The organism is Denitrificimonas halotolerans (assembly GCF_034259425.1).
Lineage (GTDB): Bacteria > Pseudomonadota > Gammaproteobacteria > Pseudomonadales > Pseudomonadaceae > Denitrificimonas > Denitrificimonas halotolerans.
On sequence record NZ_JAXIVU010000025.1, the window covers coordinates 1 to 15,126 of the forward strand.

Consider the following 15,126-nt stretch of genomic DNA (forward strand, 5'->3'; position numbering starts at 1 on the left):
TACATCGAGGTGTTTTATAATCGCCGTCGCAGACATAGTCATTTAGGCCAGTTATCACCGGCGGATTATGAAGAAAGAGAACGTCTCAACGAGGCAGCTGAGTGTCTATGAAACTGTGGGAAGTCCAGGAAGGTGGAGGGCCTGAAGCATTAAGCCAACGTGAACCTATGGTAAGTCGACCTTACTTATCTTTAGCAAATAACTTTCTGGTACTGATTTCTTACCCAATTTTTAATCGCTCTGAAGAGTATTTAGGCTATGTTGGGGGCACCATTTATTTGAAAAAGCCCAGTATTTTCAATGATCTTTTAGGGCGACACTTTCATCGCGATGGCTCGTATATTTATGTGGTTGATAGTAATAAACAGATTATCTATCACCCAGAGTCGGAACGTGTGGGTGAGTATATTTTAAATAATGCAGTCATCAATAGCGTTGTTGAACGCCATAGTGGTTTTATTGAGGTCATCAATAGTAAGGGGATTGACATGTTGGCTGGGTTTTCACCAATCCAGAGAGCTCACTGGGGGGTGGTGGCCCAACGACCGGTTGATGCCACTTTGGCGCCGTTGGATAGCCTAATCAAAGCCGTAGCTTTCCGCACGTTACCATTGGCATTATTGACCTTTATTTTGATTTGGTTGTTGGCTAGTTATATATCACGACCACTTCAGCAGTTGGCTGCTACAGCAGTTGAAATGGATGATCCTAATGCTTATCAAAAACTTGGGCAAATTAAGTCGTGGTATTTAGAAGTACGTGAGCTGAAATTAGGAATTCTGAAGGGTTTAGGCGTCGTCAATACAAAAATCAGTCAATTAAAGGAAGATGCAGCAACAGATGCACTCACAGGCGCTGTGAATCGTCGCAGCGTACAAGTATTGCTAGAAACGATGGAGCAGGAACGCATACCTTTTTCTGTTTTGGCAATTGATATTGATCACTTTAAAAGGGTGAATGATACCTATGGTCATCCGGCCGGTGATAAAGCTTTAGTTGCATTGGTACGGGTGATCAGCCAGATTTCTAGGGCGCAAGATGTGATTGCGCGAGTAGGTGGTGAGGAATTCTTGTTGATTTTGCCGAATACGCCTATTGATTTAGCTGAAGTCATTGCCGAGCGGGTTCGTTCCCGTATTGCTGCTTTACAGATTGAACTCGTGGGTTCTATTCAAGTTTCTATTGGTATTGCAAGTTCAGGTAGGAAATATGCCGCAGAACAAGTATTGCAACAAGCGGATATTGCGTTGTATCAGGCCAAACAGCAGGGACGTAACCGCTGTGAGGTGTACGTCCCCTCCAAGTAGCCCTTTAAAAGCTTGAGCTATTAAGCGGCAGTGATTGGAGCCAGTGCTGTGCTTCGGTTTTTATATTTTCGGGTAAAAACGAGAAGAATAAATCCAATAGCCGCTGTGTAGCAGCAGTACTTTTTAAGCCATCTTTGGAATTTTGGTGGCCGAGCGTCCAGGTGCGTTTGCCCGTTACAAACTCATTACTGTGCCCCATTATTTTGGAGATTCGGCGATCACGTTCTAGCTCCCAAGTAGTTACAGGATATTTTTGGTGCCAAGACATCAAGAGTTTTTGTTGTTGAAGGCTCATTTTTAGATCATAGCGATCGGCCATATAGAAATTAATCCGTGCTGCCATCCCTTTTGCCTCTGCGCGAGGTTCAAAAATGCGTTTACTAAAATCTACTTTGCTGCTGCATTGTCCATATAGCTTGCGAGCATGGGGCAGCTCACCAAAACGGTAGTTGGAGCGATCAGCATTGAGTTCCCCAATGGCTAGCGTTAAGTTGTGTAGGTTGGCTTCCATCGCACTGAACACGGGATCATTAGATGAACAGTTACTGCGGCCTCCTTTTTTCCAACATTGACGTTGTTGCCCAAACCAACTGGCGGGCACGACGTGTTCATATTCTGTCCGCTCACCACGGGTTGCCATGGCTCGAACCTTATAGCCACAGCTTTTAGGTTCAACTCGTCCACCTGATTTACCGACCCAACGCCAATCACAGCCACAATAAAATGTACCCATTGCTCCATTGTGATTTTGATCAAAGTAAACCTTGTTTTTTAGAACAACTTTGGCTTGTGAGAAGTTGTCCGGCGACGTATCAATAGCTGTATAAGTAAAGAAGACCGTTGCGACAACTGCTATCAGTTTTAATAGCTTACGAGGGAGGCGAAAAGACACAGCAAACTCCTTAATTGAGGGCGTTACAACGAAAGCTTACGAAAAGTGCAGCATTATACCGATCCTAAGCCTGTATTGTAGAAATCAAAGTGGGAGTATGAATAGTGAGAGATACAGTGGTGCGAGCAGGTATAAGGTGTTGGTACTATGAGCATTGAGGGGTAGAGGCAATATTAATTAAGGAAGGGTGGCGGATGTTGCTTGTTTAGCATTTTGTCACAACCTTTGATCACTAGACGGCAGTGGTACTCATTCTCTGTGATGCTGTGTGTCACAGTTGGGATTAACACAGCATCACTTTTGTTTGTACAAGGAGTCGGACTGGATTAGAGCGGTTTACGACCTCTAATGATGCGTAGTAGTACGATAACGACAGCAACAATCAGAAGAATATGGATAAAACCTCCAATCGTGTATGAAGAAACTAATCCTAAAACCCAAAGGACTAAAAGTATCAGTGCGAGCGTGTATAACATGGTGTGTATCCTTTCGTTAACCTGGATTGAGCGGGCGGCTTTTACTGACGCACGGACCAAATCAAGTTGTTATAAAGTGTTTGTGTGCACTTTTGGAGTGAGGCTGAGTCTTAGAAGCTTTTGTTAGCGCTGCTTGATCCTCAGTAGCAATTTAGCGATATTGTTGCGACTGAACTCTCCGAAATGTGTTATTTGATTGAGCTTTAGAGATTGCACTTAAATTCCACAATTTCCTTTCCAGTTTTTTCTTTAGTTAAACCATAACGTTCTTGCAACTTGCCTTCTAAAAACTCGCTATGAGCTTCGGCGATGTTAAGGTCATCGCTGGGTAATTTGCCCTAGCGCATTTTTAGCGTGTCTGATCGCTAATCCAGGGGAGCTTGAGCGTTGTTGCAGCTATTGGGTGCATGGGGTGTACTCCGTATGGATGGAAAGTCCAGTTAAGCTTTCTAGGCATGTACATTATGTAGAGTACGCGATAGTTGGTGAGTTAGCCCATAAATAATTATTTGATTTGCTTGGCGTACAACTTTACAGATTGATTGTAAGGGCAGTTTTTTGTACCAGTACTTCCTGAGTCTATAGTTAAGGGGGAGGATGCCTACTTTAATTTAGTAGACAGTCGCAGTGACATGGCAGGCTAGATTGTAATAGCGTGGGCATTTTAAACTGATGTTTTGACTTAGGCTGCAAAATTAAAGGTTATTTTTGTATTGCGGCTTAAGTATCGTTTGGTATGTTAGTAATACCTGAATGGTTTGCTTATTGGCTTTCAACTCAAAATTCGATGAGCATTAGGCGGGTGGTTCTGGTTCTAAAGTACTGTTGCTTTGTGTATGTTTACTGTTGGATTGTAGGCCTCTTAGCTCAGAGGTTTTTTATGCTGTACACAGAATTAGAGTCGCTACCACTATGGCAGATCAACTTAACTGAAGGTTGCCATCTGACCGTGATTCAGAGCACGTCAAATCAACAAGCAGCTCTGGCCTTAAGTTTTGCTGCAGGGAGCCATCATGAGCCTCCTGAGTATCTCGGTATGGCACACTTTTTAGAGCATTTAGTGTTTCGAGGTAGTCAAAATTATTCATCCAGTAACGGGTTGATGGCGTTTATTCAGCAGCATGCGGGTCAAGTGAATGCACAGACTCAAGGTCAGCAAACCAACTTTCATTTTCAAGTGGATGTTACTGTTCTGCTTGAGGCGCTTAAGCGTCTAGTTGATATGTTAGTGGCGCCGTTACTGGCACCCGCAGCGTTGAGCTCTGAGCGTGAAGTGCTTGAAGAAGAGTTTGCTTTATATTGTCGTGCCCCACAGGTTTTGATGGATGCCGCCTTGGCACCCTGCTTGGCTACTGAACATCCTTTGCAATATTTCTACGCAGGTAATCGCGATAGTTTAGCCATCGAGGACCCTAAGTTTATTGGGGCTTTAAAGGATTTTCACCGGCGAGCTTATTTGCGCAGTGAGTTGAATATTGTTTTAGTGCTGCCGCAACCTTGGCCGCACTGGCGGGCAGATGTGTTGCAGGTATTACAACCTTTGGTTGCTCCAGTGCGAAACCTACCTATTAAACGGCTGCCGGAATTGCAGCTTAAAAGCGCTGCCGCAATCAAACTGTGTTTGCCTAGCCCACAAACATATTGGGTTGTGCATCTGCCAATTAATCAAGCAGGGCAAGGTTTAACTGAGTTGGTTGAAAAGACGCAGCATGCGCTGCTGCTCAGTGCAGAACAGGGCTTTTTACAGGTCGCACGGCAACGCGGATGGTGTGCAGATATCAACTTTCGCGCTTCTTTTAGCGCCCAAGATCAAGGAGTGTTCAGTATTTACTTTAGTGCAGCTACGACTGAGCAGGCAAACTTGCTTGCTGCTTTTCATCAGTGGTTGCGTCAGTGGCGTCAAGTGTTGGGCACTCCACGACAAGAGGCCTATGAGCGGCAGGCGCAAGCTGACCGTTGGTTGCTGTCTCAACCTTTACAGCAGGCACAGCAAATATTAGCTAGAGGGTGGCCCATGACACTGGGTGTTTCAGCATCTTGTTTGGCTGCGTTGGATGCTGTTTTACGAGCGTTTAATGTTGGTGCTATGGCTCAGATTCAAGCTAGCCCTGACCCCATTGGTGGGTATTATAACCATGGTATTCCGTTGCAAGTGCAAGCAGTGACAGCGGTTACTGCTAGTTCGGTATCTGTGCCAACTTTTACTTCGGTACAGCTTGATATAGGCGAACATTCCGCTCAGTTCAATGGTTGTGCAACAGGTAATGGTTCAGTCGTACAAAGTGCTTTGCGTCACTATCAGCCGCAGCGCTTTCCGCAAGGGGTTGCGGTGTGTTATTGGGGGTGGGCGGTGGAGGGAGCTTCGTTGATTGCGCAGTCATTACCTCGACATTTGGCCACATTGACAGACGTATTATGCTACCACGCAGTACGCTGGCAGGTGGAAGTTGTATCAGACGTAGTCTTTATAGTTGTCAGTGGGCCTGAACATTATTTACCTAACGCAATGCAGCAGATATTAAATCAATTAGAGCAGCCTTTTACTGCTGAACCTGCCCAACCGCAAGCACCTTTTGCTTTGCGCCGTTTGTTGCAACGTTTACCAATAGCTCTAGTTGATGCTATGCAAAGAGCGCCAAGGGTAGTCAGCTTGTCGAGCCAGCCACAGTATGCTTTGCTTATAGGGCATGAGACGGTTGGGCTGCGAATGCAGCGGCTAGACAGTAGATATTTACAGCGCTTACACACTTTGGAGTTTGAGTTATCGCAGATGCCGGCTGCAGTGGGGTGGCAGCAGGTGGAAGAGGGGCATACGGATGAGACCTTACTTGTGTTGTATATGCCTTTACCTGTTCTGGGGCAGGCGCATAAGGATCAGTTGCGTTTGTTCAATTGTGTGTTTGCCCAGCACTTGCAACGAAGACTGCAGCATGTTTTACGCGATGAGAAGGCTCTGTGTTATGCCGTTTTTGCTCAAGCCTATGAGCAGGGGGGGCATGAAGGTATCAGTTGTGCTTTGCAGTCGAGTAAGGTGGGTGCACAATATTTATTGGCTGAGATTCAGCGGTGTTTAGCGGCTTTACAGGTCCAATTGCTATCTGAGGTATCCGATTTAAAGCTTGATTTCGCTGTACATGCACAGCGGCGAGTTCAGGCGCAGTGGGGGTATGAGGCGCTCAGCAAATCAGTGTTTCATCAGTGGTGTGAGCAGCGTTTAGAGTTTGGTTTGCATACAGGGAGTCACGCACCGCAAGTATTTTCACAAGCGCTGTTTGCAGATTATTGTCAAGAGATACAAAAGGATCAGTATTGGTTGATATTAAGTAACCAACCATCAGGTGATTAAGTATTTCATGAATTTTTCATTCAAACAGTAAGTACAGCTCCGCATCAGGCGCATCGGACAGTTATGGCAGCTGTTTTATGCGCTTTTTTTATTCATTTTATGTGGGATAAGTCTGGTTTATCCCTGCAAATGGCGTACACCTAAAGCACTGGATTGCATCGTGGCTCGATGGATAGGGAAGTTCAGGCTGTTTTTTTGTTTTTAGCAGTGATTGTTTTTCATGCTAAAGGAGAACGACTTCAGCACCCTATATTGGTTGTCAAAGGGCTTGGTCGTTAAGTTGCAGGTATTTCTGACTAAAGCTGCGTATAAGTTGAGCGTAGAGCTTCTAATAATCAGTTTGAAGCGACTGATAGGTCAGTTGCTCCATTTCTGTGGAGAAGACTATGTATAAGAATAAAATTGCCAAACACCTGTTGGTACCATTTACCTTGATTGGGGCCATTGCTGCTAACAGTCCTGCTTTTGCTGAAATTGTTTTATATGACAAAGAGAGTACAACTTTTGCTACCGATGGTTATGTCAATGCTTTTTACGTGAATAGTGACGTTGATCGTGCAGGAGATCAGTTTGATCGTCGTCAATCGCGGGTGAAAATGGGTTTTTTACCTAACTATATTGGGTTCAATATGGGGAAGAAAATTGATGGTATGCAGTTGGGAGCTCGTGCTTCTTTTTGGGTGACCATTAATGACAGTGATGATAATGGTACAGGTACGGATATCGATGTACGTCAGTTTTACGGTACGGCAGCTGGTGAGTGGGGAGAGGTCTTAATTGGTAAAGATTTTGGCCTTTTTGCACGGTCAAATATTTTACTGGATGAGTTGCTAGCAGGTTATGGACAGGTGAGCGATACCTTGGGTCTAGTGGACGGTGGCGGTGTTTCGTTTGGCAACATCGGTAGCGGCTATCCATATCCTTTTCCTACTGCGCAGATCACCTATCGCTCGCCCGTGATGAAGGGTATGCGTATTGCTGTCGGTATTATGGATCCTGTCGATACCAACGATAATAGCCCTTTAGGTAAGGCATACCAAGAAAACCCACGCATTGAGTCAGAAGTGACCTATCAGTTTGACTTGGCCGGTGCACAGGTTTATTCATGGTTAAATGGTGGATATCAGACTTCAGAAAACACAGATCGCACAGTACAAGACATCACCTCGAAAGGTTTGGGATATGGCGTGCGTGCAACTTTGGGTGATTTTACTTTAAGCGGTTCTGGTTTTACCGCGAAGGGAATTAATCCGTTTTTTACGAATAATGTTGGCCATGCCACTTTGCGTGATATTGATAGCAAAGGTTATTTAGGACAAGGCTCTTACCGTTTTGGTAAAAACCGTGTGGCTTTAAGCTTTGGTAAAACGAAAGATGATGGAAATGGTGTTATAGCTACTGGAGCTGATTATGAAACGCGCGGTATTGCTTTCTTTCATAATGTGAATGATCACTTAAAGCTGGTGGCTGAATACAATCAATTTGAAATTAGTGGTCATAAAGGAAACAGTTTGAATGATGAGGATACTGACACCTTTGCAGTGGGTGCCGTTTTAACTTGGTAAAAGATGCGTTGCGTAAAAGCCAGAAGTTTACAGTGTTTCTGGCTTTTTAATTGCTACTTTAGTAGGGCTGAATTACCACTGAAAGTGCATAGGTTTCTTGCCTGATGTTTTTACAATAGAGGTAGAACAGGTAGGTGAATTATGGGCAGACAGCAGTTTTCATTAGAGTGTGAAGGGGTTATTACGGCAGTTTCTTTTGCCCAGCAAGCTGATGAGGTTGGGCAAGATCTGGCGCGGCAGTTGATAAATCCTCATTTGGGCTTTGTTTTGTTTTTTTGCTCAGCTCAGTATGACTTACCTGCTTTATCTAAAGCGCTGGAAGGTGTCTTTGGTGGTGTGCCTTTATTAGGTTGCACCACCGCAGGAGAAATCAGTCAAGAAGGTTATGGTCGTGGCTGTATCAGCGCTATAGGTTTTGATCAGCGCTACTTTTCCATGGCCAGTGTACTGGTAGATGAAATGGAGCGTTTCACCTTGTATAACGCTCAAGAACTGGTAGAAAAACTGGTTAATGATTGCCGTATGCATGCTGTTGCTCCGATTAAGAATCATAGCTTTGCATTAACTTTACTTGATGGTTTATCCAGTCGTGAAGAGGTGGTTTTAGGAGCGCTCAGCGCAGCGTTGGGCTGTATTCCACACTTTGGTGGTTCGGCTGGAGATGACAATTATTTCACTCGAACTCATGTGTATGACAATGGCCAGTTTTATAACGGTGCAGCTGTGGTTGTGCTCATCAATACCTTGTTGGATTTTGAAGTGTTTACCACTCATCACTTACAACCTTCGACGGAAAAGTTAGTAATTACTAAGGTGGACAGTGATTCACGTCGAGTGCTTGAGTTGAATGCTGAACCTGCAGCTTTAGAATACGCTCGCCTTATTGGGTGTTCAGTCGCTGAACTGGATATGCACACCTTTGCTCGCTACCCATTAGCGGTGAAAATCAGCAATAGCTATTATCCACGCTCTATTCAACAAACCCATGATGATCACAGTTTGACTTTTTATTGTGCGGTGGAAAACGGCATTGTGTTAACTGCAATGCAAACCACTTCATTACTGGATAATGTGAATCAGCTGTTTTCAGGCCTGAATCAGCGTTTGGGTGAGCCCTTAATTACTATTGGTTGTGATTGTTTTTTACGACGCTTGGAAATTGAACATAAGGATGGGCAAGCAGCTATTGAGCAAGTTCTGAAAAAACAGAATGTTATTGGTTTTAACACCTATGGTGAGCAGTTCAATGGTATGCACATCAATCAGACCTTTACTGGGGTGGCAATTGGACGAGCAAAATATAACGCAAACTGAATTAGCCGAACAGGTGCAGGCGTTGCAGGTGGAAAACCGCAAGCTGTTGCGTATTAATGCAGCTTTGATTGAGCGAGTTGAGTCGGGGGCTGCACAACATTCTGAGTCTTACACTGCTTTTCGTCATTCAGTAGTGTTGGCCGAGCAGGTGCGAGAGCGAACTGATGCGCTGAATCAAGTCATGGCGGATTTAAAACGCAGTAATATTTTGCTCAGTGACGCGCGTCATAAAGCGGAAGTGGCTCATCAGCACCTCATTGATGCGATTGAAAGTATCAGCGAGGGCTTTGTTCTGTTTGATAAAGCGCAGCGTATTGTGCTTTTTAATCATCATTTTAAGCGCTTTTGGGATCAAAGTACCCACAGGGTTGGAGTGGGTACTAGCTTATTTGAGGTTAAAACCTTTCTTGAAAATACGGGTTTAGTGGTTGAAAAGCTACGCGCTGGTCAGCAAGGTATGCTGTATCGTTTGCGCACTGGACGTTGGTTGCAGGTGACAGAACGCCCCACTCAAGAGGGTGGTTTGGTGATTTTATATACCGATATCACCGAATTAAAACACAGTGAAACTCAGCGTCGTGAGCAGGCTTTAGCACAAAAAACACGCTTATTGCAGCAAACAGTGGATAATTTGTCGCAAGGTGTCGTTATGGTTAATGCGAAGGGCGTTTTAGAGTTGTGGAACCATAGGTTTTTAGAGATCTGTGCGTTACAGCCCTTTGAGCCGAATTGTCTCTATCACGAAGTCATGCGTGATAATGCTGATATGCTTTTGACACCCAGTACAGTCGATGAAAATGGGCAACCCCGTTTGCAAAAAGAACAACGCATGGCTGATGGTCGAGTGATTGAAATACGTGCACACCCTTTGCCTAATGGTGATTTTGTAAATACTTTTACTGATATCACGGAACGCTACCTGCATGCTGAAGTGCTACGTAAGCGTGAGGAATGGATTCGTCTGATCACTGATCATGTGCCAGCAATGATTGCCTATGTGAACAGTGATTTTACCTATGAGTTTACTAATAAAGTATATGAGCAGTGGTATCGTTGGCCGCGAGACAGTATTTTAGGGCAGAGCCTGTGCGAAGCCCATAGCGATGAGCATTTTTTGCGTTTGCAGCCTTATATTAATCGAGCCTTGCAAGGCGAGAGCCTCACTTTTGAAGTCGCAGAGCACAGTGTGTTGGGGAGGAAGCGTTTTATGCAGCGTTCTTATGTGCCGAATCGACAAAGTAATGGTGAAATTTCTGGGATCTTTGTTTTGGTGCGAGACATCACTGAACGCCGCCAAACGGCAGAAGCATTGCATCAGGCTTATCAGAATCTTGAAGGGCGTGTGCGTGAACGTACAGCAGAGTTGACGATGCTCAATAATCAATTGATCTCAGAAATTGATGTGCGCAAACAAACTGAAGCGCATTTATTAGAGGCTAAACGTGAGGCGGAAGAAGCGAATTTATCGAAAACTAAATTTTTGGCTGCAGTCAGTCATGACTTACTGCAGCCTTTGAATGCTGCACGGCTATTTGCCGGATCTTTAGCTGATAGCCCTAATCCATCGAACTGTTCGAGTTTAATTAAAAATATCAGTAACGCTCTAGATGATGTAGAGACTTTGTTAGGAACTTTGGTGGATATTTCGAAGCTAGATGCTGGGGTTATTAAGGCTGATACTTCAGTTTTTGCGGTACAGAATTTACTTGAAAATTTAGCGTTGGAATACCAACAGGTGGCACAAAGTGTAGGTTTGCAGCTCAATTTTGTCGCCAGTTCGGTGTTTGTACGCAGTGATATACACTTGTTGGCGCGAGTTTTGCGTAATTTTTTAAGTAATGCTATCCGTTATACGCCATCAGGACGCATCGTGCTAGGTTGCCGTCGTTACCTAGGTTATGTCTCGATTCAGGTGTGGGATACAGGCATTGGTATCGAAAAAGAGAAGCAAGGGGAAATTTTTCAAGAGTTTAAACGTGGTAATCGTCAAGGTCATAAGCAAGATCGGGGGCTCGGCTTAGGCTTGGCGATTGTAGATAAAATCACTCGAATCCTTGGGCACAGAGTGCGTGTCGTTTCTCAAGCGGGGCAGGGTTCTATGTTCTCAGTGGAAGTGCCCTTGGTAGGTGCAGATCAATTGCCTAAGCCAAGTTTACATGAGCTGCCAGTGTATCACTTAGATCGTTTACGTGGTGTGCGAGTGTGGGTGTTGGACAATGATATGGCAATTTGTGTGGCTATGCGTACGTTACTGGAAAGTTGGGGCTGTTTGGTGACGACAGGGGTGTCCGAAGAAGATTTAGCTGAGCAAGTGGGTGGTTTTGATACGGATGTGGACTTATTGATTGCTGATTATCACTTAGATAACGGGGTTAATGGAGTTGATGCTGTTATCAATATACAACGGCATCGTGAACAGCTGATTCCAACGATGATGATTACTGCTAACTATAGCAATGAGCTTAAGCAGCAAATGCGTGCGGCAGGTCATACCCTGCTGCATAAACCGGTGAAGCCTATGCAATTAAAAGTAGTTATGAATCATTTGTTAGAGCGTGCAGGCGTTGGAGGCAGTGCTTAGCAAATATGGCGCGGCCTTGGTCGGTTTGCGCCATATAGAGCTGTGAATCAGGAAGCTGTTGTACTGCAGCTTAGCGGCGTAGATAAGTAGAGAAATCAATATCTCCCACTGAAAGAATGGCTTGTACGCGATTGTGTACGTTGAGCTTTCTTAAAATAGCAGAAACATGAGCTTTGACTGTGGTTTCAGCAATGTCCAAATTGTAAGCAATTTGTTTATTGGATTCGCCTTTTGCCATGCGTTCGAGTACTTGCAGTTGTTTGCGAGTTAATGCTTGCAGTAACTCAGGAGCAATAGTGGCTTCACGGGGTGTGCGTCGCGTATTGGATTGTTCAGAGCGAATAATTTCCGCAGGTAAATATACGTGGCCATTGAGAACTTGTTCTATTGCATCGGTCATTTGTTCACGGGGAGTAGACTTGGTGATAAAACCGACTGCACCATAGGTAATAGCTTGCAGCACAATGTGTTTATCTTGTTCAGCAGAAACGATAACAACAGGGATTGTGGGGGCTTCATTACGCAAAGTCATTAGGCCGTTGAGCCCACTCATCCCTGGCATATTTAAATCTAAAAGAATGAGATCGAGGCTATCGTGTTCTGTGGCAAGGAGTAGGGTGCTATCTAAGTCTGCTGTTTCGATAATATGGCAGCCTGGGAAGCCTGAGCGAATGACATTGCAAATCGCTTCGCGAAAAAGAGGGTGGTCGTCAGCGATTAAGATGTTGTACATGATTCTTAGTCTCGTTTTTATAGTACATAATAGTTGACTGTACAGCTTCTGGTCGAGCAACCTTTAAGGGCAAGTTGGCTTGTGCCCAACCATCAATACCGTCACGTAACCAATATAAATTGGTGTAGCCTAGGTGGTGGGCGCGTTTAATAGCATTCCAACCTAACCAACAGTCTGAACGGCAATAAAACACTATAGGGTGTGCTTTATTCCCCGCAGTGGCCTGTTCTAAGTGTTGCCGGCAGTATGCCATCCATTGCTCGCTAAGTGCACCATCACCACAATTGGCTAACCAAAGACTATTGGGTAGGTTCTGATGCACTTCTGATAGGGTGAAATAACCACGTAACCAAGGGTTGCGGTATACATCGATTAATAGTACCTGAGGTTGTTTGGCTTGCAATTCGAGTAATTGTTGAGGATCCAGTGTGCGCGCCAATTCATGAAACTGCGGTGTAGGACTACGGTACAGTGTACTACGGTAACCTGCTTCATTAAATAAATCTGTGTTTTGGGCGTAGCTGTAGGTGTTCCCAAACAGGGTTAAGGTTGCAACGAGTGCAGTACAAATGGGTTTAAGCATACGACCCCCCCTCCCTCAATGGCGTTTCTTTTATTAAAGGGAAAATAAAGCCTTTTTGAAATGCTACATTGTGCTGCTTGATCTGCTACTAAAGTACTGTTTTTTTCGGGTTGTAGAGGGCTTTGCAGTTTGTGCGGTTAAGATGTATTGGTTGAGTTGTGTTCAATTAGGGCAGGTTAACCTGTTTGGGCTAAATACATATAGGAAAGTAGCACTGAGTTAGTACGAAGGTAGGAATATTTTTATCTGTGTACTGATTAGCATGGAGTTAGGAAATTATCCTGAGGAGTAGCCATGGAACAGTCAGTGCCATATGTAACCGAGCAGGACCGAATGCAGGCGATGCAAACAGAAAAAACTCAGTTAAGTCGAGTGCTAACGGAGGTTCAAGAAACAGAACGTCGTCGCCTTGGAGCTATTTTGCATGATGATTTAGGTCAGTATATTGTCGCATTGCGAGCACAAATTAAGACCTTACATTTGCTTGCCGAGCGACCCGATCAGGTGCAGCGTGTTGCACAAGAGTTAGAGCAGCAAGCACATCGTATACAGCAAGGTTTTCGTGCTGTGGTACAAGGTATGTACCCTGTGCAGCTAGAGTGTTTGTCTGTGTTTCAGTTGCTGATGTTATTGAAGCAACGCTGGTTTGATCAGGTAGCATTACATATCAATCTGCATCCGCTAGGAGCTTTGCCAGAGCTTAGTTTGGCGGATAAACAGCAGCTGTATCGTTTATTGCAAGAGGCGTTGTGCAATGCCTATCAGCACGGACAAGCTACGCAGGTGAAGTTATGGTTGCAATATAAGGCACAAGCTTGGCGTATTTTATTGCGTGATAATGGTAAGGGCGGGCTTTTGGCGCAAGCAGGGATTGGTTGCTACACCATGACTGAACGCGCCCAAAGTATGCGGGCACAACTTTATATACGACCTCGGGTGATGCGTGGTTGGTCAGTATATCTATACGTGCATTCAGAGGGAGTGGGTCCATGAAAGTTCTCTTAGTTGACGACCACGCGGTAGTACGGCAAGGCTACGCTAGTTTATTACAACTCAGCTTTCCTGATGTGTTGATTGAACAAGCAGAGAGTGGTGAGGAAGCAGTACAGTGTGTACCGATCTTTAAACCGCACTTAGTGGTGATGGACATTAGTTTGCCAGGAATCAGTGGCTTGGAAGCCTGTCGGCGTTTGTGTCAGCGATTACCACAGTTGCCCGTTTTATTTTTTAGTATGCATGACGAGTTAACACTGGTACGCCAAGCTTTGGATGCTGGGGCCGCTGGTTATATCAGTAAGACTGTGGCACCTGATGTATTAATTGATGCAGTGCGTCGGCTAGTAACCGGTCATATGTATATTGAACAAAGTATTGCGACCCAGTTGGCTTGCCATAGGAGCTTGCCAGGTGCCATTGATCCACGCTTGCAAAGTATGACCCCTAGGGAGATGGAGGTTTTTGTGATGTTGGCCCGTGGGGTGGCAACACAGAAAATTGCGCAAAATCTATGCATCAGCAGTAAGACGGTATCCAACTATATGACGTTGCTGAAGCAAAAGTTGCAAGTGACATCTCAGGTTGAGTTGGTGCATTTAGCCATTGATACAGGTGTCTTGCGGATTGGAGAGGCAAGCTAATAGCGAGTGTATTGGCTTGCTCTGCAGTACGGTTACCAGTCCAGTGGGCATGCGGTACAGCCTTCCATAAAGGTTCCTAGAAAGGTTGCATAATGGCGGCGTGCATGAGTCATATTAGCTTTGGCCATGTTTGCTTCGCTCAGCTTAGATTCTTGCATATTGGCTTCAATGAAAGAGGCTTTGCGCAGGTCACTTTTATTTAGCCAAGCCATTTCTAAGTTGGCAGCATTAAAGTTTGCATAGGGCAGTTTAGAGCCGGAAAATCGAGCAAAGTCTAAATTTGCGGCGCTGAAATCAGTATGTTTACCTTCGGCCCCTTGGCCCATTAACGCCCAACCATTAATAGCAACAAACTTGGTTTTATCTAGCTTAGCTCCACGGATGCTAGCTTGCTGTAAGCTGGCGCGAGTGAAGTTTGCATTACTGAGATCAGCACCATTAAAGGTGGATAAATCGAGTTGTGCGTGACGTAAATTAGCACCTGATAAGTTTGCACCATTAAAGTTGATTTTACGTAGATCCATATTACTTAAGTCGGCGTTACGCAAATCGATGCCAGTACAATTACTGTTAGGTTCAAGTGTGCAGCCGTTGATGCTTGACGTCTGTTGGTCAGCGATGGCTGTGCTGCTTAAGATTAGTGCTAAAACAGAAAAGATATGACGTTGCATGCAAAGTACCTCGGAAAAACC

Annotated in this window: 13 protein-coding genes; 8 read left to right on the top strand and 5 right to left on the bottom strand. The window is 44.8% G+C overall.

The genetic code is table 11. The features are described 5' to 3' along the window. Positions 1-9 precede the first annotated feature (9 nt). Positions 10-111 carry a hypothetical protein gene (locus TOI97_RS13365; protein ID WP_407651316.1) on the top strand — a complete coding sequence of 34 codons (102 nt, stop codon included), beginning with the start codon at positions 10-12 and terminating at the stop codon, positions 109-111. Beyond that, positions 108-1,307 carry a sensor domain-containing diguanylate cyclase gene (locus TOI97_RS12160; protein WP_321554427.1) on the top strand — a complete coding sequence of 400 codons (1,200 nt, stop codon included), beginning with the start codon at positions 108-110 and terminating at the stop codon, positions 1,305-1,307. Before TOI97_RS13365 ends, TOI97_RS12160 begins: the two co-directional genes overlap by 4 nt. A 4-nt stretch (positions 1,308-1,311) precedes the next feature. Here TOI97_RS12160 and TOI97_RS12165 read toward each other — a convergent pair whose 3' ends face one another. Then, positions 1,312-2,199 carry an endonuclease gene (locus TOI97_RS12165; protein ID WP_321554404.1) on the bottom strand — a complete coding sequence of 296 codons (888 nt, stop codon included), beginning with the start codon at positions 2,197-2,199 and terminating at the stop codon, positions 1,312-1,314. A 326-nt stretch (positions 2,200-2,525) separates the two neighbouring features. Then, a complete protein-coding gene (locus tag TOI97_RS12170) occupies positions 2,526-2,675 on the bottom strand; it encodes a lmo0937 family membrane protein (protein ID WP_321554405.1) in 150 nt (49 codons plus the stop codon). An 880-nt stretch (positions 2,676-3,555) separates the two neighbouring features. On the opposite strand from TOI97_RS12170, the gene TOI97_RS12175 reads away from it, so the two are divergent. The 4 genes from TOI97_RS12175 to TOI97_RS12190 all read left to right on the top strand — a co-directional run bounded on the left by TOI97_RS12175 (position 3,556) and on the right by TOI97_RS12190 (position 11,481). Then, on the top strand, positions 3,556-6,021 hold the full coding sequence (locus TOI97_RS12175) for an insulinase family protein (RefSeq protein WP_321554406.1): 2,466 nt from the start codon (positions 3,556-3,558) through the stop codon (positions 6,019-6,021). Between the two features lie 386 nt (positions 6,022-6,407). After that, complete coding sequence (locus tag TOI97_RS12180) at positions 6,408-7,586, top strand: porin (RefSeq protein ID WP_321554407.1); 1,179 nt, start codon at positions 6,408-6,410, stop codon at positions 7,584-7,586. Between the two features lie 141 nt (positions 7,587-7,727). Further along, a complete protein-coding gene (gene nosP / locus TOI97_RS12185; protein ID WP_321554408.1) occupies positions 7,728-8,900 on the top strand; it encodes a nitric oxide-sensing protein NosP in 1,173 nt (390 codons plus the stop codon). Continuing rightward, on the top strand, positions 8,833-11,481 hold the full coding sequence (locus TOI97_RS12190; RefSeq protein WP_321554428.1) for a hybrid sensor histidine kinase/response regulator: 2,649 nt from the start codon (positions 8,833-8,835) through the stop codon (positions 11,479-11,481). Before nosP ends, TOI97_RS12190 begins: the two co-directional genes overlap by 68 nt. Positions 11,482-11,551: 70 nt before the next feature. Here TOI97_RS12190 and TOI97_RS12195 read toward each other — a convergent pair whose 3' ends face one another. Both TOI97_RS12195 and TOI97_RS12200 read right to left on the bottom strand, forming a co-directional pair. Continuing rightward, positions 11,552-12,214 (bottom strand): response regulator transcription factor, encoded by a 663-nt coding sequence (locus TOI97_RS12195; RefSeq protein ID WP_321554409.1) that lies wholly within the window; start codon positions 12,212-12,214, stop codon positions 11,552-11,554. After that, entirely contained in the window at positions 12,192-12,797 is a 606-nt protein-coding gene (locus TOI97_RS12200) for a PQQ-dependent catabolism-associated CXXCW motif protein (protein ID WP_321554410.1), read from the bottom strand. Before TOI97_RS12200 ends, TOI97_RS12195 begins: the two co-directional genes overlap by 23 nt. Before the next feature lie 294 nt (positions 12,798-13,091). On the opposite strand from TOI97_RS12200, the gene TOI97_RS12205 reads away from it, so the two are divergent. Together TOI97_RS12205 and TOI97_RS12210 are read left to right on the top strand one after the other, a co-directional pair. After that, positions 13,092-13,790 carry a sensor histidine kinase gene (locus tag TOI97_RS12205; protein WP_321554411.1) on the top strand — a complete coding sequence of 233 codons (699 nt, stop codon included), beginning with the start codon at positions 13,092-13,094 and terminating at the stop codon, positions 13,788-13,790. Further along, positions 13,787-14,434 carry a response regulator transcription factor gene (locus TOI97_RS12210; protein ID WP_321554412.1) on the top strand — a complete coding sequence of 216 codons (648 nt, stop codon included), beginning with the start codon at positions 13,787-13,789 and terminating at the stop codon, positions 14,432-14,434. The genes TOI97_RS12205 and TOI97_RS12210 overlap by 4 nt, the downstream gene beginning before the upstream one ends. 32 nt (positions 14,435-14,466) lie before the next feature. On the opposite strand, the gene TOI97_RS12215 is transcribed toward TOI97_RS12210, so the two are convergent. Next, entirely contained in the window at positions 14,467-15,105 is a 639-nt protein-coding gene (locus TOI97_RS12215; protein WP_321554413.1) for a pentapeptide repeat-containing protein, read from the bottom strand. Positions 15,106-15,126 lie beyond the last annotated feature (21 nt).

Excerpts from the sequence above, each read along its gene's own strand:
- TOI97_RS12160 (WP_321554427.1), top strand. The coding sequence starts at position 108 with ATGAAACTGTGGGAAGTCCAGGAAGGTGGAGGGCCTGAAGCATTAAGC.
- TOI97_RS12210 (WP_321554412.1), top strand. The coding sequence starts at position 13,787 with ATGAAAGTTCTCTTAGTTGACGACCACGCGGTAGTACGGCAAGGCTAC.
- TOI97_RS12205 (WP_321554411.1), top strand. The coding sequence starts at position 13,092 with ATGGAACAGTCAGTGCCATATGTAACCGAGCAGGACCGAATGCAGGCG.
- TOI97_RS12195 (WP_321554409.1), bottom strand. The coding sequence starts at position 12,214 with ATGTACAACATCTTAATCGCTGACGACCACCCTCTTTTTCGCGAAGCG.
- TOI97_RS12180 (WP_321554407.1), top strand. The coding sequence starts at position 6,408 with ATGTATAAGAATAAAATTGCCAAACACCTGTTGGTACCATTTACCTTG.
- TOI97_RS12190 (WP_321554428.1), top strand. The coding sequence starts at position 8,833 with ATGGTATGCACATCAATCAGACCTTTACTGGGGTGGCAATTGGACGAG.
- TOI97_RS12175 (WP_321554406.1), top strand. The coding sequence starts at position 3,556 with ATGCTGTACACAGAATTAGAGTCGCTACCACTATGGCAGATCAACTTA.
- nosP (WP_321554408.1), top strand. The coding sequence starts at position 7,728 with ATGGGCAGACAGCAGTTTTCATTAGAGTGTGAAGGGGTTATTACGGCA.
- TOI97_RS12170 (WP_321554405.1), bottom strand. The coding sequence starts at position 2,675 with ATGTTATACACGCTCGCACTGATACTTTTAGTCCTTTGGGTTTTAGGA.
- TOI97_RS12215 (WP_321554413.1), bottom strand. The coding sequence starts at position 15,105 with ATGCAACGTCATATCTTTTCTGTTTTAGCACTAATCTTAAGCAGCACA.
- TOI97_RS12200 (WP_321554410.1), bottom strand. The coding sequence starts at position 12,797 with ATGCTTAAACCCATTTGTACTGCACTCGTTGCAACCTTAACCCTGTTT.